Source organism: Streptomyces roseirectus (genome assembly GCF_014489635.1).
Classification (GTDB): Bacteria; Actinomycetota; Actinomycetes; order Streptomycetales; family Streptomycetaceae; genus Streptomyces; species Streptomyces roseirectus.
The window spans coordinates 3,701,010-3,723,580 of sequence record NZ_CP060828.1; the positions used below are offsets into that span (position 1 = coordinate 3,701,010).

At 71.8% G+C, this 22,571-nt stretch carries 16 protein-coding genes and 1 riboswitch; of the genes, 6 read left to right on the top strand and 10 right to left on the bottom strand.

Annotation, left to right across the window (positions count from 1 at the left end; genetic code table 11):
- Positions 1 to 20: 20 nt before the first annotated feature.
- The 5 genes from sucD to IAG44_RS15390 all read right to left on the bottom strand — a co-directional run bounded on the left by sucD (position 21) and on the right by IAG44_RS15390 (position 7,555).
- A complete protein-coding gene (gene sucD / locus IAG44_RS15370) occupies positions 21 to 905 on the bottom strand; it encodes a succinate--CoA ligase subunit alpha (protein WP_187747684.1) in 885 nt (294 codons plus the stop codon).
- 28 nt (positions 906 to 933) lie between these two features.
- On the bottom strand, positions 934 to 2,112 hold the full coding sequence (gene sucC, locus IAG44_RS15375; RefSeq protein WP_187747685.1) for an ADP-forming succinate--CoA ligase subunit beta: 1,179 nt from the start codon (positions 2,110 to 2,112) through the stop codon (positions 934 to 936).
- Positions 2,113 to 2,691: 579 nt separating this feature from the next.
- The gene (locus IAG44_RS15380) at positions 2,692 to 3,858 is read right to left on the bottom strand and encodes a VWA domain-containing protein (RefSeq protein ID WP_187747686.1); all 1,167 of its coding nucleotides are present in this window, start codon (positions 3,856 to 3,858) and stop codon (positions 2,692 to 2,694) included.
- Positions 3,859 to 4,094: 236 nt separating this feature from the next.
- A complete protein-coding gene (locus IAG44_RS15385; RefSeq protein ID WP_187747687.1) occupies positions 4,095 to 6,311 on the bottom strand; it encodes a DUF5682 family protein in 2,217 nt (738 codons plus the stop codon).
- A gap of 77 nt (positions 6,312 to 6,388) precedes the next feature.
- Positions 6,389 to 7,555, bottom strand: a complete 1,167-nt coding sequence (locus tag IAG44_RS15390) for an ATP-binding protein (RefSeq protein WP_187747688.1) — start codon at positions 7,553 to 7,555, stop codon at positions 6,389 to 6,391.
- Between the two features lie 132 nt (positions 7,556 to 7,687).
- On the opposite strand from IAG44_RS15390, the gene IAG44_RS15395 reads away from it, so the two are divergent.
- Both IAG44_RS15395 and IAG44_RS15400 read left to right on the top strand, forming a co-directional pair.
- Positions 7,688 to 8,830 carry an SWIM zinc finger family protein gene (locus IAG44_RS15395; RefSeq protein WP_187747689.1) on the top strand — a complete coding sequence of 381 codons (1,143 nt, stop codon included), beginning with the start codon at positions 7,688 to 7,690 and terminating at the stop codon, positions 8,828 to 8,830.
- Positions 8,831 to 8,846: 16 nt separating this feature from the next.
- Positions 8,847 to 10,460, top strand: coding sequence for a DUF5691 domain-containing protein (locus tag IAG44_RS15400; RefSeq protein ID WP_187747690.1), 1,614 nt, complete (start codon positions 8,847 to 8,849; stop codon positions 10,458 to 10,460).
- A gap of 206 nt (positions 10,461 to 10,666) precedes the next feature.
- Here IAG44_RS15400 and icmB read toward each other — a convergent pair whose 3' ends face one another.
- A complete protein-coding gene (gene icmB, locus IAG44_RS15405; RefSeq protein WP_187747691.1) occupies positions 10,667 to 11,089 on the bottom strand; it encodes a coenzyme B12-dependent isobutyryl CoA mutase small subunit in 423 nt (140 codons plus the stop codon).
- A 513-nt stretch (positions 11,090 to 11,602) separates the two neighbouring features.
- On the opposite strand from icmB, the gene IAG44_RS15410 reads away from it, so the two are divergent.
- Together IAG44_RS15410 and IAG44_RS15415 are read left to right on the top strand one after the other, a co-directional pair.
- The gene (locus IAG44_RS15410) at positions 11,603 to 12,598 is read left to right on the top strand and encodes an esterase/lipase family protein (protein WP_246561745.1); all 996 of its coding nucleotides are present in this window, start codon (positions 11,603 to 11,605) and stop codon (positions 12,596 to 12,598) included.
- A gap of 255 nt (positions 12,599 to 12,853) precedes the next feature.
- The gene (locus tag IAG44_RS15415; RefSeq protein WP_246561747.1) at positions 12,854 to 14,260 is read left to right on the top strand and encodes a M23 family metallopeptidase; all 1,407 of its coding nucleotides are present in this window, start codon (positions 12,854 to 12,856) and stop codon (positions 14,258 to 14,260) included.
- A gap of 99 nt (positions 14,261 to 14,359) precedes the next feature.
- On the opposite strand, the gene pcrA is transcribed toward IAG44_RS15415, so the two are convergent.
- Positions 14,360 to 16,840 (bottom strand): DNA helicase PcrA, encoded by a 2,481-nt coding sequence (gene pcrA, locus IAG44_RS15420; protein ID WP_187747693.1) that lies wholly within the window; start codon positions 16,838 to 16,840, stop codon positions 14,360 to 14,362.
- Between the two features lie 261 nt (positions 16,841 to 17,101).
- Positions 17,102 to 17,249: riboswitch (cyclic di-AMP (ydaO/yuaA leader) on the top strand.
- Positions 17,250 to 17,257: 8 nt separating this feature from the next.
- Between pcrA and IAG44_RS15425 the strand changes: the two genes are divergently transcribed.
- A complete protein-coding gene (locus IAG44_RS15425) occupies positions 17,258 to 18,328 on the top strand; it encodes a C40 family peptidase (RefSeq protein ID WP_246561749.1) in 1,071 nt (356 codons plus the stop codon).
- A gap of 46 nt (positions 18,329 to 18,374) precedes the next feature.
- Here the strand turns inward: IAG44_RS15425 and IAG44_RS15430 are convergent, their stop codons facing one another.
- Positions 18,375 to 18,728 (bottom strand): hypothetical protein, encoded by a 354-nt coding sequence (locus IAG44_RS15430; protein ID WP_187747694.1) that lies wholly within the window; start codon positions 18,726 to 18,728, stop codon positions 18,375 to 18,377.
- 409 nt (positions 18,729 to 19,137) lie between these two features.
- On the opposite strand from IAG44_RS15430, the gene IAG44_RS15435 reads away from it, so the two are divergent.
- Complete coding sequence (locus IAG44_RS15435; RefSeq protein ID WP_187747695.1) at positions 19,138 to 20,202, top strand: C40 family peptidase; 1,065 nt, start codon at positions 19,138 to 19,140, stop codon at positions 20,200 to 20,202.
- A gap of 85 nt (positions 20,203 to 20,287) precedes the next feature.
- On the opposite strand, the gene IAG44_RS15440 is transcribed toward IAG44_RS15435, so the two are convergent.
- Positions 20,288 to 21,004 carry a LuxR C-terminal-related transcriptional regulator gene (locus tag IAG44_RS15440; protein ID WP_187752707.1) on the bottom strand — a complete coding sequence of 239 codons (717 nt, stop codon included), beginning with the start codon at positions 21,002 to 21,004 and terminating at the stop codon, positions 20,288 to 20,290.
- Between the two features lie 101 nt (positions 21,005 to 21,105).
- On the bottom strand, positions 21,106 to 22,395 hold the full coding sequence (locus tag IAG44_RS15445; protein ID WP_187747696.1) for an ATP-binding protein: 1,290 nt from the start codon (positions 22,393 to 22,395) through the stop codon (positions 21,106 to 21,108).
- Positions 22,396 to 22,571: the final 176 nt, after the last annotated feature.

Genomic DNA, 22,571 nt, shown 5'->3' on the forward strand with positions numbered 1-22,571 from the left:
GCGTTCAGTCAGCCAAGCTTTCAGCCGGCCAGAATCTCTCGCGCCAGCTTGGCCGTCTCCGTCGGCGTCTTGCCGACCTTGACGCCCGCGGCCTCAAGGGCCTCCTTCTTCGCCTGGGCGGTGCCGGACGAACCGGAGACGATGGCGCCCGCGTGGCCCATCGTCTTGCCCTCGGGCGCGGTGAAGCCCGCGACGTAGCCGACGACCGGCTTGGTCACGTTCTTCGCGATGAAGTCCGCGGCCCGCTCCTCGGCGTCGCCACCGATCTCACCGATCATCACGATCAGCTCGGTGTCGGGGTCGGCCTCGAACGCGGCGAGCGCGTCGATGTGCGTGGTGCCGATGATCGGGTCGCCACCGATGCCGACGGCCGTCGAGAAGCCGATGTCACGCAGCTCGTACATCATCTGGTACGTCAGCGTGCCGGACTTCGAGACGAGCCCGATGCGGCCCGGCTTGGTGATGTCGCCGGGGATGATGCCGACGTTGGACTGGCCCGGCGTGATGATGCCGGGGCAGTTCGGGCCGATGATCCGGGTCTTGTTGCCCTTCTGGCCGGCGTACGCCCAGAAGTTCGCCGAGTCGTGCACGGCGATGCCCTCGGTGATCACGACGGCCAGCTCGATCTCGGCGTCGATCGCCTCGATGACGGCGTCCTTCGTGAACTTCTCCGGCACGAAGATGACGGTGACGTTGGCGCCCGTCTTCTCGATCGCCTCGGCGACGGTCCCGAACACGGGTACCTCGGTGCCGTCGAAGTCGACGGTCGTACCGGCCTTGCGGGGGTTCACGCCGCCCACGACGTTGGTGCCGTCGGCGAGCATCAGCTTGGTGTGCTTCTGCCCGGTGGCGCCGGTCATGCCCTGGACGATGACCTTGCTGTCCTTGTTGAGCCAGATAGCCATGGTGTGTCGGTGTCCTCGTCCTGAGTGCTTACTTGGCGGCGGCCAGCTCGGCGGCCTTGTCGGCCGCGCCGTCCATGGTGTCGACGCGCTGCACCAGCGGGTGGTTGGCGTCGGTGAGGATCTTCCGGCCCAGTTCGGCGTTGTTGCCGTCGAGGCGGACGACGAGCGGCTTCGAGACGTTCTCGCCGCGGTCCTCGAGGAGCTTCAGCGCCTGGACGATGCCGTTGGCGACCTCGTCGCACGCGGTGATGCCACCGAAGACGTTCACGAACACGGACTTGACGTCCGGGTCGCCGAGGATGATCTCCAGGCCGTTCGCCATGACCTGGGCGGAGGCGCCACCGCCGATGTCCAGGAAGTTGGCGGGCTTGACGCCACCGTGGTTCTCGCCGGCGTAGGCGACGACGTCCAGGGTGCTCATGACGAGCCCGGCGCCGTTGCCGATGATGCCGACCTCGCCCTCCAGCTTGACGTAGTTGAGGCCCTTCTCCTTCGCCGCGGCCTCGAGCGGGTTCGCCGCGGCCTTGTCGTGAAGTTCCTCGAAGTCGGGGTGGCGGAACTCGGCGTTGTCGTCCAGCGAGACCTTGCCGTCCAGCGCGATGACCTCACCGGAGGCGACCTTCGCCAGCGGGTTCACCTCGACCAGGAGGGCGTCCTCCTTGATGAAGGTGTCCCACAGCTTGACGAGGACGTCGGCGACCTTGTCCGCGACCTCGGCCGGGAACTTCGCGGCCTCGACGATCTCGCGGGCCTTCGCCGGGGTGACGCCCTCGATCGCGTCGATGGGCGTCTTGGCGACGGCCTCGGGACGCTTCTCGGCGACCTCCTCGATCTCCATGCCGCCCTCGACGGACGCGATGGAGAGGAAGGTGCGGTTCGCGCGGTCCAGGAGGAAGGAGACGTAGTACTCCTCCACGATCTCCGGCGCGGTCTCGGCGATCATCACCTTGTGGACCGTGTGGCCCTTGATGTCCATGCCGAGGATGTTGCCCGCGTGCTCGACCGCCTCGTCGGTGGTCGCCGCCAGCTTCACGCCGCCGGCCTTGCCGCGGCCACCGACCTTCACCTGAGCCTTGACGACGGACTTGCCACCCAGACGCTCGGTGGCTGCGCGGGCCGCCTCAGGCGTGTCGATGACTTCACCGGCCAGCACCGGTACATCGTGCTTGGCGAAGAGGTCCCTCGCCTGGTACTCGAACAGGTCCACGCGCTTCCGTCCCTATCAGTGATCTCGCGGTTCGTTGGATGCGTGGGCGTGCCGCGAAGGGCAACGTGACGACCGCATGTGTCACAAGCAGGGCGCACACGGTGTCCGAGCGCGCGGCATGTCCGTCTCGCAGGTTATCCCCGCGACCCGAGCCCTTCTAAATCGCGAGTCCCGCCCGAGCGGTGATACCTGTCACATGATGCCGCCCACCCCCCTCCCGCCTGGCACCGCGTGCCGTCCCCAACGGTCCCCTGAGGTAGGGGGCTCGAGGGAGACGGGAGGCGCGGAGGGGCGAGGAGGGGGTGAGGAGGGAGGTGGGAGGCGGAGCTTCGGATGAGGGGTGTGCGAGAGGTGGGGGCGAGTCGACAACTTCACCCACGGAGAGGAGTCGCAAAGATCCGGAGAGTTACCACTCTCGGGTGTGCCGGGCCCTCCACGACCCAGCCTTTCCGAGCAGTCCCCCGCCAGAACCCCCACGCCCCACCCCCGACGGCCTCACCCGACCGCCCCGCACCTCTCACCCCGCACCCTCGGCCCCACCCCGGCCCTCTCAGGCCGGCCTCCCTCAGGCCACCTCCCTCAGGCCGTCTCCGGTATCGGCAGGGGCCTCCTCTCCAGTGCCGCCGCCATCACCTCGGGAAACAGCTCCGGGGTGCAGGCGAAGGCGGGTACTCCCAGGGCCGCGAGGGCCGCGGCGTTCTCCCGGTCGTAGGCCGGTGCCCCCTCGTCGGAGAGGGAGAGCAGGGAGACGAACTCCACGCCGGCCGCCTTCATCGCGGCGACCCGCTTGAGCATCTCGTCCTTGATCCCCCCTTCGTAGAGATCACTGATCAGTACGACGACGGTGTCGGCGGGCCGCTCGATCCGCGCCTGGCAGTACGCGAGCGCGCGGTTGATGTCGGTCCCCCCTCCCAGCTGCGTCCCGAACAGGACGTCCACCGGGTCGTCGAGTTGATCCGTGAGATCAACGACCGACGTGTCGAACACGACGAGTCGCGTGCTGATCGTCGTCATGGACGCCAGCACCGCTCCGAACACCGACGCGTACACCAGCGACGACGCCATCGAACCCGATTGATCCACGCACAGCGTTACCCCCTTGTTGAGTGACTGCGCCGCCCGCCCGTATCCGACGAGCCGCTCCGGCACGACCGTCCCGTGTTCCGGGAGGTAGTGCTTGAGGTTGGCGGCGATGGTGCGGCCCCAGTCGATGTCGCGCGGGCGTGGCCGCCCCGTCCGCGCGCTTCTGTCGAGTGCTCCCCTGAGCGCGGCCCGGGTCCGCCCGGCGAGCCGCTTCTCCAGATCCCTGACGACCTTGCGGACCACGGCCCTCGCCGTGTCCCTCGTGGTCTCCGGCAGGGCCCGGTTCAGTGAGAGCAGGGTGCCGACCAGATGCACGTCGGCCTCGACGGCCTCCAGCATCTCCGGCTCCAGCAGCAGTGACGCGAGTCCGAGCCGTTCGACGGCGTCCCGCTGCATGACCTGGACGACCGGCGAGGGAAAGTACGTCCGTACGTCTCCCAGCCAGCGGGCCACCGACGGTGCGGACGCCCCCAGCCCCGCTCCCCTTCCCTGCCGCTCCCCCTCCTTTCCGTACAGGGCTCCCAGCGCGCCGTCCATCCCCGCGTCCCGCCCGTCCAGCACGCATCCGGTCCCCTCCGCGTCCGCTCCCCCGAGCACCAGCCGCCACCTGCGCAGCCGCTCCCTCGCCTCGCCCTCTTCGACGAGGCCGTCCGTCTTCTTCACCGTCCTTCACCTCCCCCTCGGTCGCCGGCCGCCATGACCCCCGTGGTCCTGTCCGAGCCGTCAGGTCTTTGTGATGAGTCGTCAATTCGTCGTGTGAGTCGGGTAGTTGCCTTGTTTTCTTGCCCCTCACCCATTCATCGCTCCAGCCTCCCTCATCGGTTCACAGATCCGCCCATCAATTTCTCAACCCTCGAAAATCTCCTCCAATCACGGCCAACCCCCGCTAACCTCCGCCCTCACAGGTCTCCTCTCTCACCGACGCCGAGCAGCAGCCGCACCACGGGAACGACCGCGTCGGCTCGTTCCTCGTCGAGTTCGGCGGCGAACCCGTCGGTTCCCGGCCCGGTGCCGGCCGCGTTTCCTCTTCTCACGACCTCGCCGAGCGTTCGGCGCACCCCGGGTCCGAAGGCCGCGAACGTCCGCCGCAGCAACGGCAGTACGTCGACGAACTCTTCTTCTGAGACGCCGGTGAGCCAGGTGTCGACGATGCCGAGGAGCCGTTCGTCGTGGACCAGGAGCAGGCCGCCGCCCGATCCGCCGCCGACGAATCCCTCGACCCAGTCGGCGGCCTCCCTCGGCACGGTCCCGGGAGACAGAGCGAGCCCCATCCACCGGGCGGCCTCCTCCGGTCCCGCCTCTCCGCCGTCCAGCAGGAGCCGCGCCGCCCGGCCCCGGATCACGGCGGCGACACTGTCACGCCCGGCCAGCGTCCGCAGCACGGTCCGCCAGCGTCCGCCCAGGTCTGTCCGGCCTCCCTCGGCGAGGAGGGCCACGGCGCCGTGGACGGCGTCCACATGACTCCGTATCTCCTGTGCCGCGTCGGTGTCGAGGCCGGTGCAGGCGGCGGGCAGGCCGACGCAGATCCGCAGGGCGAGCCCGGCGGCGACCTCGGCGAGCGCGCGCGTGTCGGTGCCTCGGACGTCGCCGTAGCGCAGGGCGCGGACGAGGGCGGGCAGGGCCTGGGCGAGGTGGCCGACGTCGGTGTCGAGGGCCGCCCGGTCGGCGAGGGCCCGCATCACCTCGGGGAGGGCGTCGGACAGGCCGGCCAGGAGGCAGTGCTCGGCGAGCGCGGTGACCTCGGCGAGGGCTGTCGCGGCGTCGGCGTCGGCCCGCGCCTTCGCGGTGGCGGCGGCCTGTACCGTCGTCCCCCAGCCGCCCGCCTCGGCGATCCGCACGGCCAGTTCGGGTTCCCAGCGCAGCCGCCAGGCTTCCCGGAACGTCCCCGTGCTTCCCCGGGCCTCGGCCGGTGTGCCCCAGTCCACGCCGAGCAGCCGCAGCCGGTGCAGCAGGCGGCTGCGCGCGGCGTCGGTGTCGCCTCGCAGGTCCAGGTCGATGTCACGCCCGGCCGCCTCGGGGCGCAGCCGCAGCCTCCGCTGCTCGCGCTCCAGGTCCCGCTGCAACGGCACGGCGGGCACCCCTTCGGGCACCTCCCCCATGACGTCCCCGACGACGAGCCGGTCCCACACCAGCGCCAGCGGCACGTCCGACCCCTCGCACAGCACCGCGCGCGCCGCGTCGGTCGCCTCCCCGAGCCCGGCCAGCGGGCGCCCGCGCACCGCCGCCAGCGTCTCGGCGAGCCGTACGGCCTCGATGACGTGGGCCGGGGAGACGACGCGGTCCTCGTCCCTGAGCAGGCGCGCCACCTTCGTCATCCACCGCTCGACCGGCCGGTCCGGCGCGCTGAACAGGTGCCCGTACCAGCCCGGCGACTCGATGCCCGCCCCGTAGCCTCCGGCGCGCGCGAGCCTGCGGTACGTCCACGGCACCCAGGTCAGTTCCGCCTTGGCCTTCGGCAGCCCTTTCAGGAGCGCCCGGTCGGCCGCGACGGTCGTCCGGCGGCGCAGCGCGGGCACGTGCCACGCCCCGCACACCACGGCCACCCCGTCCGCTCCGAACTCCTTGACCGCCGCCCGCACCTGGAGCCGCATGTACGCCTCCCGGACGGCGTCCCGCTCGTCCTCCTGGTCGTCGTAGGTCTCCCGGACCGCTTCCATGGCCTCCTCCACGGCCGTGAACGGGTCGCCGGTGCCCCGGTGTTCGATCACGTCCTCCCACCAGCGCTCCGGGTCGTCGTACCCGGCGGCCTCGGCGAGGGCGCGCAGGGGGTCGACGCGTACGGCGGCGGGGCCGGTGGCGGGCGGCAGCGCCAGGGTGTGGGCGGCCGGCAGATCGACGAAGCGGACCGGTGCGCCGTGCGCGAGCGCCCACTTCATGGCCGCCCACTCCGGCGAGAACTCGGCGAACGGCCAGAACGCGGACCTCCCGGGCTCGTCGACGACGTGGGCCAGCAGGGCGACCGGCGCGCGCATGCCCGCGTCGGCGACGAGCGGCACCAGCGCGTCCGCGTCGGCGGGGCCCTCGATCAGCACGATCCGGGGGCGGGCCTCCTCCAGCGCCCCGCGCACGGCACGCGCCGAACCCGGCCCGTGGTGGCGTATCCCCAGCAACCTCATCCTGTTCACCTCCCTCTCGTCCTCAGCCACTCGGTAGCCACTCGGTCTCACCCACGCTCACCCGGTGCCGTCGCCGGTCACGCGCTCGCCTCGCGGCAGGCCCGGTAGAAGTCCGTCCACCCCTCGCGCTCCCGGACGACGGCCTCCAGGTACTCCTGCCAGACGCCCCGGTCGGAGGCCGGGTCGCGGACGACCGCGCCGAGGATCCCGGCGGCGACGTCGGCCGGGCGCAGCACCCCGTCACCGAAGTGGGCGGCGAGCGCCAGGCCGTTGGTGACGACGGAGATCGCCTCGGCCGTGGAGAGCGTGCCGCTGGGCGACTTGACCTTGGTGCGGCCATCCGCCGTGACCCCGTCGCGCAGTTCGCGGAAGACCGTCACGACCCGGCGGATCTCCGCGATGCCGTCCGGCGCGGAGGGCAGGTCGAGGGAGCGGCCGATCTGCTCGACGCGCCGGGCGACGATCTCGACCTCCGCCTCCGCGCTGGCCGGCAGCGGCAGCACAACCGTGTTGAACCGGCGGCGCAGCGCGCTGGACAGGTCGTTGATCCCCCGGTCGCGGTCGTTGGCCGTCGCGATGAGGTTGAAGCCGCGTACGGCCTGCACCTCCTGGCCCAGCTCCGGCACGGGCAGGGTCTTCTCCGACAGGATCGTGATCAGCGAGTCCTGTACGTCGGCCGGGATGCGCGTCAGCTCCTCGACGCGGGCCGTCATCCCCTCCGCCATGGCCCGCAGCACCGGGCTCGGGACGAGCGCGGCGCGGCTCGGGCCGTTCGCCAGGAGCTGCGCGTAGTTCCAGCCGTAGCGGATCGCCTCCTCCGGCGTCCCCGCGGTGCCCTGCACCAGCAGCGTCGAGTCGCCGCTGACCGCCGCCGCGAGGTGTTCCGACACCCAGGTCTTCGCGGTGCCCGGGACGCCCAGCAGGAGCAGCGCGCGGTCCGTCGCGAGCGTGGAGACGGCGACCTCCACGATCCGGCGCGGGCCCACGTACTTCGGCGAGATCACCGAGCCGTCGGGCAGCACGCCGCCCAGCAGGTACGTCGCCACCGCCCACGGCGACAGCTTCCAGTTCGGGGGGCGCGGACGGTCGTCCTGCGCGGCCAGCGCGGTCAGTTCGGACGCGAAGGCGATCTCCGCGTGCGGTCGCAGCACAGGCGTCTCACCAGCCGGTCCCGGGTCGTTCCGGGTCGGTTCGGTGTGGTTCTCGGTCGGTTCGGCGGACGTCGGTCCAGCGGCAAAAGACATGGCTCAAGCCCCCTCCAGCTCGGCCGGTTCCAAAGCTGACTCCACCATGCACCACACCACTGACAATCGCCCTGACCTGCATGAACGCCCTTTCGAGGCCGATTGTCAGTGGTGGGTTCTACCTTCGATGTCATGACTCAGCAGGGGGTGCGTCCGACCGCTGATCAGGTGCCGGCAACGGCGTCTGACGACGTGTCGCGTCCTACGGGGAGCGAACTCGCCGGGCCGTGGTCGGGAGCGGGGCAGGAGAACGAGGCGTCACGGGAAGGGAGTTCCGGCTCGCGCACATCACGCGAGAAAAAAGAAGACGCGCTCGCCGACCCCGAGGCCGCCCGGCGGCGGGCCGAGCGGCGTGCCGGGCGGATCACCGCCGGGGTCGTGGAGCTGGAGCAGCGGCTGGCCGATCTGGTCAGGTCGGGGCTCGCGGCGGCGGAGCGGGAGGGGTACGGGCTGTGGGAGGAGACGGCGGCCCGGATGGTCGACGCACAGGCGCCGGGACTCGCCGCGCGCGTGCGCGAGTTGGGCGCGATACCGGCGTCCGGTCCCGGGTGGCCGGCGCGGCTGCTGGAGGAGTGCGCGCTTCTGCACCTCCTGAACCAGGCGTGGCTCCACCGCGACGGCCTCCCCGAGGACCTGGCCTCGGCGGTCCGCACCCACATCGGCCTCCCCACGACGCCGACCGGCCCGCCGCTCCTCGACGACTGGCTCGTCCTGGCCCGCTACGACACCTCCGACGGCCGTCTGACGACCCGCCGGATCTGGCTTCACGGCGCCACCAGCGCGCGTACGGCCCTGGTGCTCTCCTACGGTCCGGCCGGGCGTGCCCCCGAACTCGCCCTGCCGGTCGGCCGCTCCGTACGCGCGCGGGTCACGCCCTATCCGGTCGGCCCCAGGGTCGCCCTGGGTGACCTCCTCACCGACCCCGCCCCGACGTCCGTACGCCCGCCCGGCATCAGCCCGGCCGAGGCCACCGCCCGCTACGGCACCGCCCTGCGGACCGACCCCTGGCTGAACTCCGTCCCGGTGACCCTCGACGACGTCGTACCGACTCCTGCGGGAGACACCTGGCAGCTCGTGGACACGGAGAGCAAGACCGCCCTCCCCCTCACCCCGGCCGCCCTGTCCCGCCCCGGTCTCTGGCGGCTGATCGCCCTCTCGGGAGGCGGCCCCGTCAAGGTCTTCGGAGAGTGCGGACACCGCGGTTTCACACCGCTGACGGCCTGGGCTTCCGGGACGAGTGAACCGATCGGCGTCTTCGAAACGATGCATGAGTGACGGAGAGGAGCAGACCATGAACAGCACACCATCACCCGAGATCTGGGACGAGCTGGTCACCACGGCACTCCTGGGAACGGACCGCCGACCGCTGCCGGAGCGGGGGACGGCATCGAGCGCGGGAACGAACGCCCCCACCGCCCTCCTCGACGCCGCCGCCACCGAAACCCTCCGCCGCAGAGCCGGTCTGCTCCCCGCTCCCGCCGCGCCCCCGCTCCCCGAGTCCCCGGAGGATCCCCGCGCACCTCTCCCCGCCCCGGCGGCCAAGCGGCTGGCGCTGCTGCTGGCCGACCGGACCGCACAGTCAGGAGGCCGCCGGGGCGCTGCTCCGGACCTGATGGAGCTGCTCCCCCAGTGGCTGGCGGCGGCCAACGGCCACCGGTACGCGCCACCCCCACAGCTCCTCCCGGCACTGTTGGACGCGGCCCGGGGCAGGACGGATCTGCGGCCGGCGGCGCTGGAGTTCGCGGGACCGAGGGCGCTGTGGCTGGCGCGGCTCAACTCGGACTGGCGGTTCGCGCTGCGGGCGACGGCGGGGGACGGGGCGGTGCTGCCGGCCCCGGAGGAGACCGAGCGGGTCCGGCGGCTGTGGGAGGAGGGCCTGTTCGCGGAACGGGTCACGCTGCTCCTCGCACTCCGCGCGCGGGACGCCGACGCGGGCCGTGACCTGCTGACGGCGACCTGGGCGACCGAGCGCGCCGAGGACCGCCTGATGTTCCTGGACTCCCTGCGCACGGGGTTGGGCCCGCGTGACGAGCCGTTCCTGGAACAGGCCCTGTCCGACCGCAGCCGCAACGTCCGGGCGACGGCGGCGGAGCTGCTGTCCGCGCTCCCCGGTTCCGCGCTCGCCGGGCGGATGGCGGCCCGCGCCCGCACGTGTGTCGCGGTCGACCGCACCGCCGAGGTCCCGACGATCGTGGTGGAGGCACCGCACGAGTGTGACGCCGGGATGGAGCGCGACGGCGTGATCAGGACGGCGCCGACGGGCCGGGGCGAACGGTCTTGGTGGCTGGGCCAGTTGGTGGAGGCGGCACCGCTCGACACCTGGTCGGCGCGGCTGGGCGGGCGTACGCCTCAGGAGATCGTCGCGCTGCCGGTGTCCGACGGCTGGCTGGGCGAGCTGCACGCGGCGTGGTGCCGGGCCGCCGTGCGGCAGGGCGACGCGAGCTGGTCCCGGGCCCTGCTCGGTGCCCCGTCCGCACCCGACGCGGGTGGTCCAGGCGCCGTCTCCCTCGCCGAGCGCGCCCGGCTCCTCGGGACGCTGTCGCCGCCCGAACGGGCCGACTGGGTCGCCGGTTTCATCGCCGCGCACGGTCTCTCCGAGGCGTTCCAGCTCCTCGGCGTCTGCGCGGTGCCCTGGGCCCCGCCCCTGGGCCGTGCCGTCGTCGACGCCCTCGACATCGCCCGCGACGCCGGCAGCTACCCGTGGAGCTTCAGCGGCGTCATGGGCCTGGCCGAACGCTGCCTGGCCCCCGAGGAAGCCCCTCGCCTGGACGCCCTCCTGGCCGTCCCCGAGGAGTCCGAGAACACCGCCCCGGGCGCCGGGAGCTACTGGGCGGAGGCGTTCCAGCGACTCGCGGCGACACTGCGCCTCCGGGGCGAGATGCGGCGGGAGTTGGACCCGACGTGAGGGGGATCCTGGCAGACGCGCACGCTGGAGCAGGAGCGGTGTGGACGGTGCGGGCGGCGCTGATGGTGGGGGCGGCGCTGACGGCAAGGGCAGCTCGGGCGGCAAGGCCGTCAGGGGCGGGAAGGCCGCGAGGTACGGACAAGGTGCGCTGTCAAAGGGCCGCGCTCCGGCCGTGGGCCACCGCGAGCGCGCGTCGCCCACCCCCGTCAGCCCCCGGAGACCGCCGACTGCCGGACGTTCTCCCGGACCCACTCCACGATCGACTGGGTCGTCGTGCCCGGCGTGAAGATCTCCGCGACCCCTTGTTCCTTGAGGGGCGGGATGTCGGCCTCCGGGATGATGCCGCCGCCGAAGACGAGGATGTCGCCGGCGTCGTGGGTCTTGAGGAGGGAGAGGACGGCGGGGAAGAGGGTGTTGTGGGCGCCGGAGAGGATGGAGAGGCCGATGGCGTCGGCGTCCTCCTGGATCGCGGTGTCGACGATCTGCTCAGGGGTCTGATGGAGCCCGGTGTAGATGACCTCCATCCCGGCGTCGCGCAGCGCACGCGCGATGACCTTGGCCCCGCGGTCGTGCCCGTCGAGCCCCGGCTTGGCGACCACGACACGGATCCGGCCGGCTTCCACACCCATCACTGCCTCCCTGAAGCGACTGCCCCGCTCGTGCCACTGTGGCACGGACGCCGCGCGCCCACAGCGGTACGAGAAGTGAACGAACGTTTCCTACAGCTTCCCGCACGCTGCCGTTTCGCAACGCGGGACGAGGGGCACATCACACGGTGGGACACGTTCGCCGCGCACCGCTCCCTCGCCACACGGGGGAACAGGCGCAACGGGAGCCGCAACGAGGTCGCCGTACCGCCGCGCCGAGGCCGCGCGACGTGGCGGTACGGCGAGTCGGCGCAGGCACGACGGGCACGAGAAGAGCAGGTACGGCACGACAGCGGGGAAGCCTCGTCGCCACACCGGCAAGGAGCCTCGCAGCGTCACGGGCAGCAGCACAGGCACCACCCGAGCCGCCCGACCGCCCAAGCCCCCTTCTCCTCCTCCGTCCACGCCACCGCGCCGACCCCCTCCGCCCGGACTCCCACGAGGGCACACGGGGGAACGGAGCGGTTCCTCCCGTGCGCCGACAGGAGGTCGGCCATGACACGCGCCGCACAGGCCCCGACGCCCACCGCCCAGACCCGGACCCGGGAACAGAGCGGCCGGACCCGGGACCAGGCCCAGGACAGTCCCACGGCGCCCCCGGCCCCCGCGGCGAACACCCCGACCAGCACCCCGTCTCCGCCTCTCCCCCTCGGCCTCCCCCTCCCCTTCGGCCTCAACCGCCTCCTCCCGGCCTGCCTGACAACCCTGTCGACGGCCCTGCTGAAGGCGACCGCCCTGGAGTTGGCGATCCTCGCCGGCCACCTCCTGCTCTACCCCACCGGCGTCCGCCAGGAGCGCCCGGCCCCGCCGCCGGACGACGAGACACCGCGCCTGCCGACCCAGCCCCGCCCGCCGGTCGTCCTCCTGCACGGCTTCATCGACAACCGCTCGGTCTTCGTCCTCCTGCGCCGGGCCCTGTCCGGACACGGCGCCCGTTCGCTGACGTCGCTCAACTACTCCCCTCTGACCTGCGACATCCGCACGGCGGCGGAACTCCTCGGCCGGCACATAGAGGACGTGTGCGAGCGCACGGGCAGCCGTGAGGTGGACGTCGTGGGCCACAGCCTCGGCGGCCTGATCGCCCGTTACTACGTACAGCGCCTGGGCGGCGACACCCGCGTCCGCACGCTGGTGACGCTCGGCACGCCGCACGGGGGCACGCGCGCGGTCCCGCTGGCGAACGCGCACCCGATCGTGCGCCAGATGCGCCCCGGCTCAGCGCTCGTCGAGGAGTTGAAGCGGCCCGCGCCGGGCTGCCGTACGCGCTTCGTGAGTTTCTGGAGCGACCTCGACCACGTGATGGACCCGCCGGAGACGGCGTGTGTCGACCACCCCGACCTGCGCGTGCGGAACGTCAGGGTCACCGGCATCGGCCACCTCGCACTGCCGGTGCACCCGGCCGTCGCGGCGGGCATACGCGACGCGCTCGACGTGGACGGCCACCCGGACTCGGCGTCCGACACGCGGAGAAACGGCTTGACGGTCGCCTGAGACACCGCTCGGGAACCCGCCCGAAAACCCGCCGGACCAGCACCGACCCCTGTCCACCCCCTGTCCGACAGCCCCCGAACTTCGAACAACTGTCGAACACATCACCAAACCCGCGCCCGCCGTTCCCCGAAACAGGGCCGAATGCCCGTTTCCCGCAAGGGGGAAACCTGACGAAGATTGTCGTGCCCGCATACCGCCGGGTACAGTCACCGCACTGCTCTGGCAGCCCCTGTTGTCGAGGCGAAAGAGAAGTTGGTGAACGATCGTCACCCGTCGGGGACCCTGACCACCCCGGCCCCGGCTTCCGACGCCGACCCGGCGCACACGGCGTCGTACGGCACCCAGGAGGCCCCGTACGACGACTTCGCCACCCCCTCGCCCTACAGCGGCTACGACACCGGCACCTACGCGACCGGAGCTCACGACACCGGCGCCTGGCAGACCGGCGGTCACCAGACCCTGAACTACGACCCGTACGCGGCCCAGCACCACGCCGCCTACGACACGGGCGCGTACGACACGACCGGCTGGCAGGCCGACTACCAGCAGTTGTCGGCGATCCCCACCCAGACCCCGGCGCCCGACGGCAGCGGCGAGTGGGACACGCGGACCTGGCTCCCCCCTGAACAGACGGGCGGGACCGCCGACCAGACCCAGCAGTGGGAGTGGGGCAGCCAGGGTTTCGACACGGGCGCGTACGACGCGACGGAGTGGAACTCCGCGAGCACGCCGGACGTTGACGACACAACCGGCGAACCGCACGACACCGGCGAGCTGCCCTTCCTCCTGGACGACCAGGAGGAGACCACGCCGTACACCGAGGCGTCCTACACCGAGGCCCCGTACTCGGACGCGCCCCACCCGGACGCCCCCCAGGCTCACCCCGGCGCCCCCGCCCCCCGCCCCGGTGGCCGCGCGGCGAACCGCGCCGCCCGCCGCAAGCCCCCCGCGAAGCGCTCCGCGCTGCTGACCGTCGCCGTCCCGTCGGCGTGCGTGATGAGCGTCGCCGGCATCGCCGCGGCCTCGGTCGGCACGTTCAGCGACGACGGCCAGGAGACCACCGCCTCCGCGGCGGAGACGAAGTCGGTCAAGCCGTCCACCGCGAACAACAAGCTGGACAGCCAGCTCGCGAGCCTGAGCGCGGAGGCCGACGCCTTCGCCGACCGCGCGAGCCGTACGCAGGAGCGCATCGACCTCAAGGCGCAGCAGGAGGCCGAGAAGAAGAAGGCCGCCGCGGAGGCGGCCCGGCTGGAGCGGCTGCGCCCCAAGTACGCCCTCCCGGTGGCGCAGCACGGTCTGAGCGCCTACTACGGCCAGTCCGGCGTCAACTGGATGTCCATGCACACGGGCATCGACTTCCCCGTCGCCTACGGCACCACCGTGATGGCCATGACCGACGGCGTCGTCCGCACGCAGTGGAACAGCGCGTACGGCAACATGATGATCGTGACGGCGAAGGACGGCACGGAGACCTGGTACTGCCACCTCTCCAGCTACCGCGTCGCCTCGGGCACGAAGGTCAAGGCCGGCGATCCGATCGCGTACTCCGGCAACTCCGGCAACTCCACGGGGCCGCACCTGCACGCGGAGGTCCGGCCCAACGGCGGTTCGTCGATCGACCCTCTGGCATGGCTGCGCAGCCACGGCCTCGACCCGACGTAGACGGCGTCAACTCCTGGCGTCGACTTCCCCGGCGTCGATTTCCGCAGAGCGGGCCCCTGTCGAGAAACAGGGGCCCGTTCTCGTCGGAGCCCGCTCGGCTCAGAGCTTCTCGACCGGCGCGTACCGCAGCAGCAGCCGCTTCGGCTTCCCCTCGCCGAAGTCGATCGTCGCCTCGGCCTTGGCCCCCGCGCCGCCCACGGCGACGACGGTGCCGAGCCCGAACTGGTCGTGCGTCACCCGGTCCCCGACGGCCAGCGCGATCGCCGGCTTCTCCTGCGCGCCCCGCCGCGTGGCGAACCCGGAGGCGCCCTTCGCGGAGGACCGGGACGTCGAGAACGAGGACGTCACGCTCGGCGGCGGCGCGGCGGGCGCGCCCGTGCGCTTCCAGTCGACATGGGTCCCCGGGATCTCCTCCAGGAATCGGGAGGGCGGGTTGTACGAGGGCTGGCCCCAGGCGCTGCGCAGGGTGGAGCGGGTGAGGTAGAGGCGTTCGCGGGCGCGGGTGATGCCGACGTAGGCGAGGCGGCGTTCCTCCTCCAGTTCCTTGACCTGGCCGAGGGCGCGCATGTGCGGGAAGACGCCGTCCTCCATGCCGGTGAGGAAGACGACGGGGAACTCCAGGCCCTTGGCGGTGTGGAGGGTCATCAGGGTGATGACGCCCGAGCCGTCCTCGTCCTCGTCGGGGATCTGGTCGGAGTCGGCGACCAGGGCGACGCGTTCCAGGAAGTCGGCGAGGCCGCGCGGCTGTTCCGCCTCGCCGGACTCGCCGGTCTCCTGCTCGAACTCCAGGGCCACGGAGGCGAGTTCCTGAAGGTTCTCGATGCGGGTCTCGTCCTGGGGGTCGGTGGAGTTCTGCAACTCGGCGAGGTAGCCGGTGCGTTCGAGTATGGCTTCGAGGACGGTGGCGGGGCCCGCGCCGGACTCGACGATCGTCCGGAGGTCGTCCATCAGCTCGTTGAACCGCTTGACGGCGTTGGCGGAGCGGGCGGCCATGCCGTACGCCTCGTCGACGCGCCTGAGGGCCTGCGGGAAGCTGATCTTCTCGCGCTGCGAGAGGGCGTCGATCATCGCCTCGGCGCGCTCGCCGATGCCCCGCTTGGGGACGTTGAGGATGCGGCGCAGGGGGACCGAGTCCTCGGGGTTGGCGAGGACGCGGAGGTAGGCCAGGACGTCCCTGACCTCCTTGCGCTCGTAGAAGCGGACGCCGCCGACGACCTTGTAGGGCAGGCCGACGCGGATGAAGACCTCTTCGAAGACACGGGACTGGGCGTTGGTGCGGTAGAAGACCGCGACGTCGCCCGCCTTGGCGTCGCCCGCGTCGGTGAGGCGGTCTATCTCGTCGGCGACGAACTGGGCCTCGTCGTGCTCGGTGTCGGCGACGTAGCCGGTGATGCGGGCGCCCGCGCCGGCGTTGGTCCACAGGTTCTTGGGTCTGCGGGACTCGTTGCGCTCGATGACCGCGTTGGCCGCGGAGAGGATCGTCTGCGTGGAGCGGTAGTTCTGCTCCAGCAGGATCGTCGTCGCGTTCGGGTAGTCCTCCTCGAACTGGAGGATGTTGCGGATCGTCGCGCCCCGGAAGGCGTAGATGGACTGGTCGGCGTCGCCCACGACGCAGAGTTCGGCGGGCGGGAGGTCGTGCTCGGCGGGCGGTGTGTCCTCGGAACGACCAGTGCCGCCGACGAGTTCCCGGACGAGGGCGTACTGGGCGTGGTTGGTGTCCTGGTACTCGTCGACCATCACGTGGCGGAAGCGGCGGCGGTAGTGCTCGGCGACGTCCGGGAAGGCGCGCAGGAGGTTGACCGTCGTCATGATGAGGTCGTCGAAGTCGAGGGCGTTGGCCTCGCGCAGGCGCGACTGGTAGAGCGCGTACGCCTGGGCGAGGGTCTTCTCGAATCCGTCGGCCGCTCGGGCTGCGAAGTCCTCCTCGTCGATCAGCTCGTTCTTGAGGTTGCTGATCTTGGCGCTGAAGGACTTGGGCGGGAAGCGCTTGGGGTCGAGGTCCAGGTCGCGGCAGACGAGGGCCATCAGGCGCTTGGAGTCGGCGGCGTCGTAGATCGAGAAGGACGAGGTGAAGCCGAGCTTCTTGGACTCGCGGCGCAGGATGCGCACGCACGCGCTGTGGAACGTCATGACCCACATCGCGTTCGCGCGCGGGCCGACGAGTTGTTCGACGCGCTCCTTCATCTCGCCGGCGGCCTTGTTGGTGAAGGTGATCGCGAGGATCTGGCCCGGGTGGACGTTCCGCGCGGCGAGCAGGTACGCGATGCGGTGGGTCAGGACGCGGGTCTTGCCGGAGCCGGCGCCGGCGACGATGAGCAGGGGGGAGCCGGCGTGGACCACCGCCGCGCTCTGGTTGTCGTTCAGCCCGTGGACGAGCGCCGCAGGGTCCAGCACCGGGCGGGGCGCGCCGTCGCGGTAGTGGGCGTCCCGCTCCGGCGGCAGGTCGAACTTCCCGCCGAACAGGTCGTCCGGAATCGCCTCCGGGGTCTGCTCGTCCTCCGGCGGCGGAGGGGGTTCCTCGCCGTGCCCGCGGGGGGCTTGGAGGTCGGCCAGGAAGCTGTCGTCAAAGAGGCTGCTCATCGCTCTCCGAGTCTAGAGGCCGCCACTGACAACCGGACCGGGTCCCCGGCAATCTCCACGCTCACCTTCCGGATAGCCCCTATCACAACCCGTGATGACCTGCGGGGACTTCGACAGAGGTCACAAAAACGTATCGGGCATATCGCCCGCCAACCTTCACAGAAGCCACACGAGTTGGCTACCGTTTTGGTCAAGGCCGCCTGTCCCCCACCGGCGAACGTCGCCGGGCGCGCGGCCTCCGCCGAGTCCGGCCCGCCCCCGTGCGCGAGGCAGCCGGAGCCGGGGACCCACCGAGAGACTTGGGGTGAATCGGCCGACCTCCGCCGGGGAAGGCCGTAGGGCAACCTTCCGCAGCACCATCCCCGCCCGAACCCGACAGCTAACCCGGTAGGCGGTACAAGGAAGGAGTCGCCTCCTTTGGCGTCGCATCATCGCAAGCTCCGCTGGATGGGCATGCGCGCGTCAGGCATCAGCACCCCCGCTCTCGCCACGGCCGCCCTCACGTCCATGGCGATGCTCTCCCAGCCCGCCGCCGAGGCCGCCCCGCCCACGGACGACGGCAGACCGAGCCTGGAGGACGTCGAGCGCAAACTCGACGCCTTCTACAGCCAGACGGGGTCGAGGAAGGACATCGCCGCCAAGGAGAAGGAGACCAAGCGCGCGAAGACCTTCCTGGACGCCTCGGCCCGCTACCGCGCCCAGGAGCCGCTGCTCCCGCCGCCGCCCGCCCTGCCACCGCTTCCGGCGTTCCCGCCGTCCGTCGCGCACGACTTCGCGGCCGACGACTTCACCGCCGCCCCGCAGACCCGCGCGGGCGCGCCGAGGGGGCACGAGGACGTCCCTGAGCGTCTGGCGAGTTACACGCCGGGCATGACGTCGAGCATTCTCGAAGCCTTTCCCGAAGCCGTTCCCGATATCGTTCCCGAAGTCATCCCGGAAGCCGCTCCCGAATTCGACACCGACTTCGATTCTGCTTCCGGCACCGAATTCGAGACCGACCCCGAGAGCGACCTCAAGTACGCGAAAGCGGCCGTCCAGGGAAAGCTGAGCAAAGCCCAGGCCCTCCTGTCGTTCCACACGGCCGGACAACCGAAAGCCACGCACCGGCCGAAGGAATCCGCCCCGATATCCGCCGAGGCGGAAAGGGCCCTCGCGTTCGCCCGGGAACAGCTCGGCAAACCTGTCGTCCTCGGCGCTGCGGGCCCAGGCTCCTTCGACGGCCCGGGGCTCACCCAGACCGCCTGGAAATCCGCCGGTGTCGCCCTGCCGCGCACCACGTTCGGCCAGGTCACAGCGGGCACCCCGATCCGCCTGCCGGACGCCCGCCCCGGTGACCTGATCTTCTTCCACGACGCCATCACCCACGTCGGCATCTACATCGGCGAGGGCCGGATGATCCACGCACCGCGCCCCGGCGCGTACATCTGCGAGGAATCCATCCATTTCGCGGGCACCTCGGAAATCCACAGCGTGGTGCGCCCGGCCTGAACACGTGTCACCAGGCGCCCTTTCCCCCAGGAGGGCGTCGGTGGTATCAGGTCCAGAGCACCGCGATGAAGATGTTGACGACGGTCAGCAGACCGACGAGCCCGAAAAGGGGTTTCTCGACCTTCTCGTCGTCCCTTTTCACATACGTCAGCCCGAGAATGACGACCAGCAGCGCCAGCTTGACGCCGATCTTGACGTTGTCGACGTGCTGGTCGTCGGCCTGGTTGAGGCCGACCAGGATCACGCCGGTGACCAGCATCGTCGCGGCACCGTGCAGCATGCCGGGAACGAAGCGGGCGGTGCCCTGCCCCATCGCCTTCAGCTGGGTGAGGAACCCGCCGAGCAGCGCGGCGATCCCGATGATGTGCAGGCCGACGAAGAAATGGATGAGTACGTCCATGGGTCCGGAGCCTAATCAGCGCCCGCGCGCGTACCGGCAGCCGCCCCCGTAGCACCCGCGCCCGCGTGGCGGGCCGGAACGCCCGCTTCGGTCAACACGGCGACCCGACCCGCCCTCGAAGGCAGGACCGGTATGCACATACGGTCACCGGAAAACTCTCTGACGTCACTTCCGCACATCGCGTTACCCAAACGTCACGTCGCGGCCTAGCGTCCTGCCCCAGGTGCCCGGCTCCCCACCGCCGCCCAGGCCAGGGGCGGCAGTCGGACACCACCGCCGAGAAGGTCCGGCGGCGCCGCGCTCCCCCTGTGCGGGGCGCCGCCGGACGCGCCCGCCCCGTCCCGCTCTCCCCACTCCGACGGGCCCCGGCGCGCAGGGCGGTCATACGGAAAGGACGTGCAGGTCCAACGTGGCAGCGCACCGCAAGCCCCGTCAGCGCGCGACCGTCGCGCACACCGCCCGCACCGCGGCGACCCTCGCCCTCGCGGGCGCGGCGACCGCGACGGCCTTCGACGGGACCGGACACGCCGAGCCGGCGCCGACGGCGGCCCAGGTGAAGGCGAAGGTGGACAAGCTGTACCGGGAGGCCGAGGTAGCCACCGAGCAGTACAACGGCGCGCGGGAGAAGGCCCGTTCCGCCGAGCGCCGACTCGACTCCCTGCGGGACGAGGCCGCGCGCCAGGAGGCCCGGCTCAACACCGAGCGCGACGCGCTGGGCGCGCTCGCCGCCGCCCAGTACCGCGACGGCGCCCTCGACCCCGCCGTACGGCTCGCCCTGTCCGGCGATCCCGACCGCTACCTCGACGGTGCCGCCTTCGCCGAACGCGCGGGGGACCGCCAGTCCGCCGCCGTCTCGCGCGTGCGCCAGCAGCTCGGCGAGGTCGAGCGGCTGCGCGGCGCCGCCCGCGTGGAGCTGGCCTCCCTGTCCGCACGCCGGGCCGAACTCCGGCGCCACAAGGAGACGATCACCGCGCGCCTCTCCTCGGCGCGCAGCCTGCTGGCCCAACTGACGGAGCGGGAACGGGCGCAGGTCACCGGCGCGGGTGCGCAGGCGGTCGGTTCCGCCGCCGAGCGTGCCTCCCGGGGCGCCCGCGTCCCCCTCCAGCCGTCCGTCCAGGCGCCGGGCTCCCGCGCGGGCGCCGCGGTCTCCTACGCCTACTCCAAGCTCGGCAGCCCCTACGTCTGGGGCGCCACCGGGCCGGACGCCTTCGACTGCTCCGGCCTCGTCCAGGCCGCCTACCGCTCCGCCGGACTCTCCCTGCCCCGCACCACGTACGCCCAGATCGGTGCGGGCCGGCGCGTCTCCCGGGACCAACTCCTCCCCGGCGACCTCGTGTTCTTCTACTCCGGCATCAGCCACGTCGGCCTCTACATCGGCGGCGGCAAGATGATCCACGCCCCCAACCCGTCCGCCCCGGTCCGTATCGCCCCCATCGACGAGATGCCGTTCGCGGGCGCCACCCGGGTGTCGTGAGGGCACGCGGCCACCGAGACGCCGACCCGGACGGACGCCCCTCAACCGCCGCCCCGCGCACGCCGGTTCGCCCACAGCAAGCCCCTCACACCAGCCGACGAGCCGTCGCCCACCGCGTCAGTTCGTGCCGGTTCGACAGCTGGAGCTTGCGCAGCACCGCCGACACATGGGACTCGACCGTCTTGACGGAGATGTAGAGCTGCTTGGCGATCTCCTTGTACGCGTACCCGCGCGCGATGAGACGCAGCACCTCGCGCTCACGCTGGGTGAGGCGGTCCAGGTCCTCGTCGATCGGGGGCGCGTCGGTGGAGGCGAAGGCGTCGAGGACGAACCCGGCGAGCCTCGGCGAGAAGACGGCGTCGCCCTCCTGGACGCGGAAGATCGACGCCACCAGGTCGGTCCCGGTGATCGTCTTGGTGACGTACCCGCGCGCACCGCCCCGGATCACGCCGATGACGTCCTCGGCGGCGTCCGACACGGACAGCGCGAGGAACCGCACCGGCTGTGCGGGGTCGCTCGCCAGGTCGGCGCACCTGCGCAGGACTTCGACGCCCCCGCCGCCGGGCAGGTGCACGTCGAGGAGGACCACCTCGGGCCGCGTCGCCGTGATGACGGTGACGGCCTGGTCGACGTCCGCGGCCTCGCCGACGACCTCCACCCCCGTCTCGTCCGTGCGCCCGATCTCGGCCTGGACGCCCGTGCGGAACATCCGGTGGTCGTCGACGAGGACCACGCGCACGCGCCGCTCGCGCGCCTCCTCCCGAGGCGCCGCCTCGGCCCCCGTCGTCTCAACCTCCGCCACCTCGACCCCCGACTCCTCGGCCTCCGCCGGCTCGGCCCCCGGCTCCTCGGCCCTTGTCTCCTCTGCCCCCAACACCCGGTTCTCCTCGCTCGGTTCGCTCGTCACGTCTTCTCCACCCTCTCCATCTCCAGCTCGACTTCCGTACCGCCGCCGGGCACGGCCCGCAGCCGCGCCGTACCGCCGTTGCGCTCCATGCGCCCGATGATCGATTCTCTGACGCCCATGCGGTCGGCGGGTATCGAGTCGGGGTCGAAGCCCGGGCCGCGGTCTCGGACGGACACGAAGACCGTCCTCCCCTCGACCTCGGCGTAGACCTGGACGGCCCCTCCCTCGCCACCGTACTTGGCGGCGTTCACCATCGCCTCGCGCGCGGCCTGCATCTGCGCCGAGGTCCTTTCGTCGAGCGCGCAGTCGCCGACGACGACCACCTCGATCGGCACCCCGTGCTTGTCCTCCACCTCGGCGGCGTTGCGCCGCACCGCGTCGGCGACGGTGGCCGGTTCGTCCTCCTCGTCCTTGCCGGTGCCCTCGGGCTTGTAGAGCCAGGTGCGCAGATCCCGCTCCTGCGCGCGGGCGAGCCTGCGGACCTCCGCCGCGTTCTCCGCGTTGCGCTGGATCAGCGTGAGCGTGTGGAGCACCGAGTCGTGGACGTGGGCCGCGACCTCCGCGCGCTCCTGGGCCCGGATGCGCATCAGGCGCTCCTCGGAGAGGTCCTGCGTCATCCGTACGAGGTACGGCCCGGCGAGCAGCGTGATCCCCACGAGGACGGCGAGGGCCGCCTGGAGGACCGAACCGAGGTGCGCCGCCGAGCCCTTGAGGACGAAGACGCCGGAGACGCCCGCGGCGACCAGGAGGATCCCGCCGAGCGTGCGCACCAGCGTCAGCGTGCGCCGGCGGCGGCCGACCTCGACCCAGCGGGCCCGGCGGGCGTTGTCCGCCTGCCGCCACACGAGGGCGACGCCCGCGCCGACCAGGACGATCGGCAGGAAGTACACCCGCGCGCCACTGCCGACGTCGACACTGCCGATGAACACCATGGCCACGACGACCATGAAGAGCAGGGCGAGCATCTGGCCCCGGTCGGGCTTGCGGGCGACGAGCCTGCGGCGGCCGTCGGGCGCGGTCTCCGTGGAGACCAGGGACGGCGGGCGCTGGTCGCCGACGCCTCCGACGCCGAGCGGCACGAAGAACCAGAACGCCGCGTAGAGGAGGCCGCCCAGGCCCTCCGCCATGAACAGGCCGGCGAACACGAGCCGCACCCAGATCACGGGCAGCCCGAGGTGCCCCGCCAGCCCCCGCGCCACTCCGCCCAGCCAGCGGCCGTCGCTGCTGCGGTAGAGCTTGCGCGGTGGCCGAGGTTCTACGTGGGGTGCTGCTGCGGCTTCCGGCATGGCAACGATGGTCACACGAGGAGCGGCCCCGGACATCAGGGTTCGCCCCCGAGAATCCCCTGATCCCGCCGCCCCCAGGAGTCGAACGGTCCCCTGGTGTCGTCTCAGGGCCGATATCAGGGTCCGACCAGGGTCGTCCCGACTCCCGTGCGGGGGTCCGACCCGCCACCATGGGG

Bases quoted from the DNA above. Each gene is read 5' to 3' on its own strand.
- sucD (WP_187747684.1), bottom strand. From the start codon at position 905: ATGGCTATCTGGCTCAACAAGGACAGCAAGGTCATCGTCCAGGGCATG.
- IAG44_RS15385 (WP_187747687.1), bottom strand. From the start codon at position 6,311: ATGAGGTTGCTGGGGATACGCCACCACGGGCCGGGTTCGGCGCGTGCC.
- IAG44_RS15390 (WP_187747688.1), bottom strand. From the start codon at position 7,555: ATGTCTTTTGCCGCTGGACCGACGTCCGCCGAACCGACCGAGAACCAC.
- IAG44_RS15395 (WP_187747689.1), top strand. From the start codon at position 7,688: ATGACTCAGCAGGGGGTGCGTCCGACCGCTGATCAGGTGCCGGCAACG.
- IAG44_RS15400 (WP_187747690.1), top strand. From the start codon at position 8,847: ATGAACAGCACACCATCACCCGAGATCTGGGACGAGCTGGTCACCACG.
- icmB (WP_187747691.1), bottom strand. From the start codon at position 11,089: ATGGGTGTGGAAGCCGGCCGGATCCGTGTCGTGGTCGCCAAGCCGGGG.
- IAG44_RS15410 (WP_246561745.1), top strand. From the start codon at position 11,603: ATGACACGCGCCGCACAGGCCCCGACGCCCACCGCCCAGACCCGGACC.
- pcrA (WP_187747693.1), bottom strand. From the start codon at position 16,840: ATGAGCAGCCTCTTTGACGACAGCTTCCTGGCCGACCTCCAAGCCCCC.
- IAG44_RS15430 (WP_187747694.1), bottom strand. From the start codon at position 18,728: ATGGACGTACTCATCCATTTCTTCGTCGGCCTGCACATCATCGGGATC.
- IAG44_RS15445 (WP_187747696.1), bottom strand. From the start codon at position 22,395: ATGCCGGAAGCCGCAGCAGCACCCCACGTAGAACCTCGGCCACCGCGC.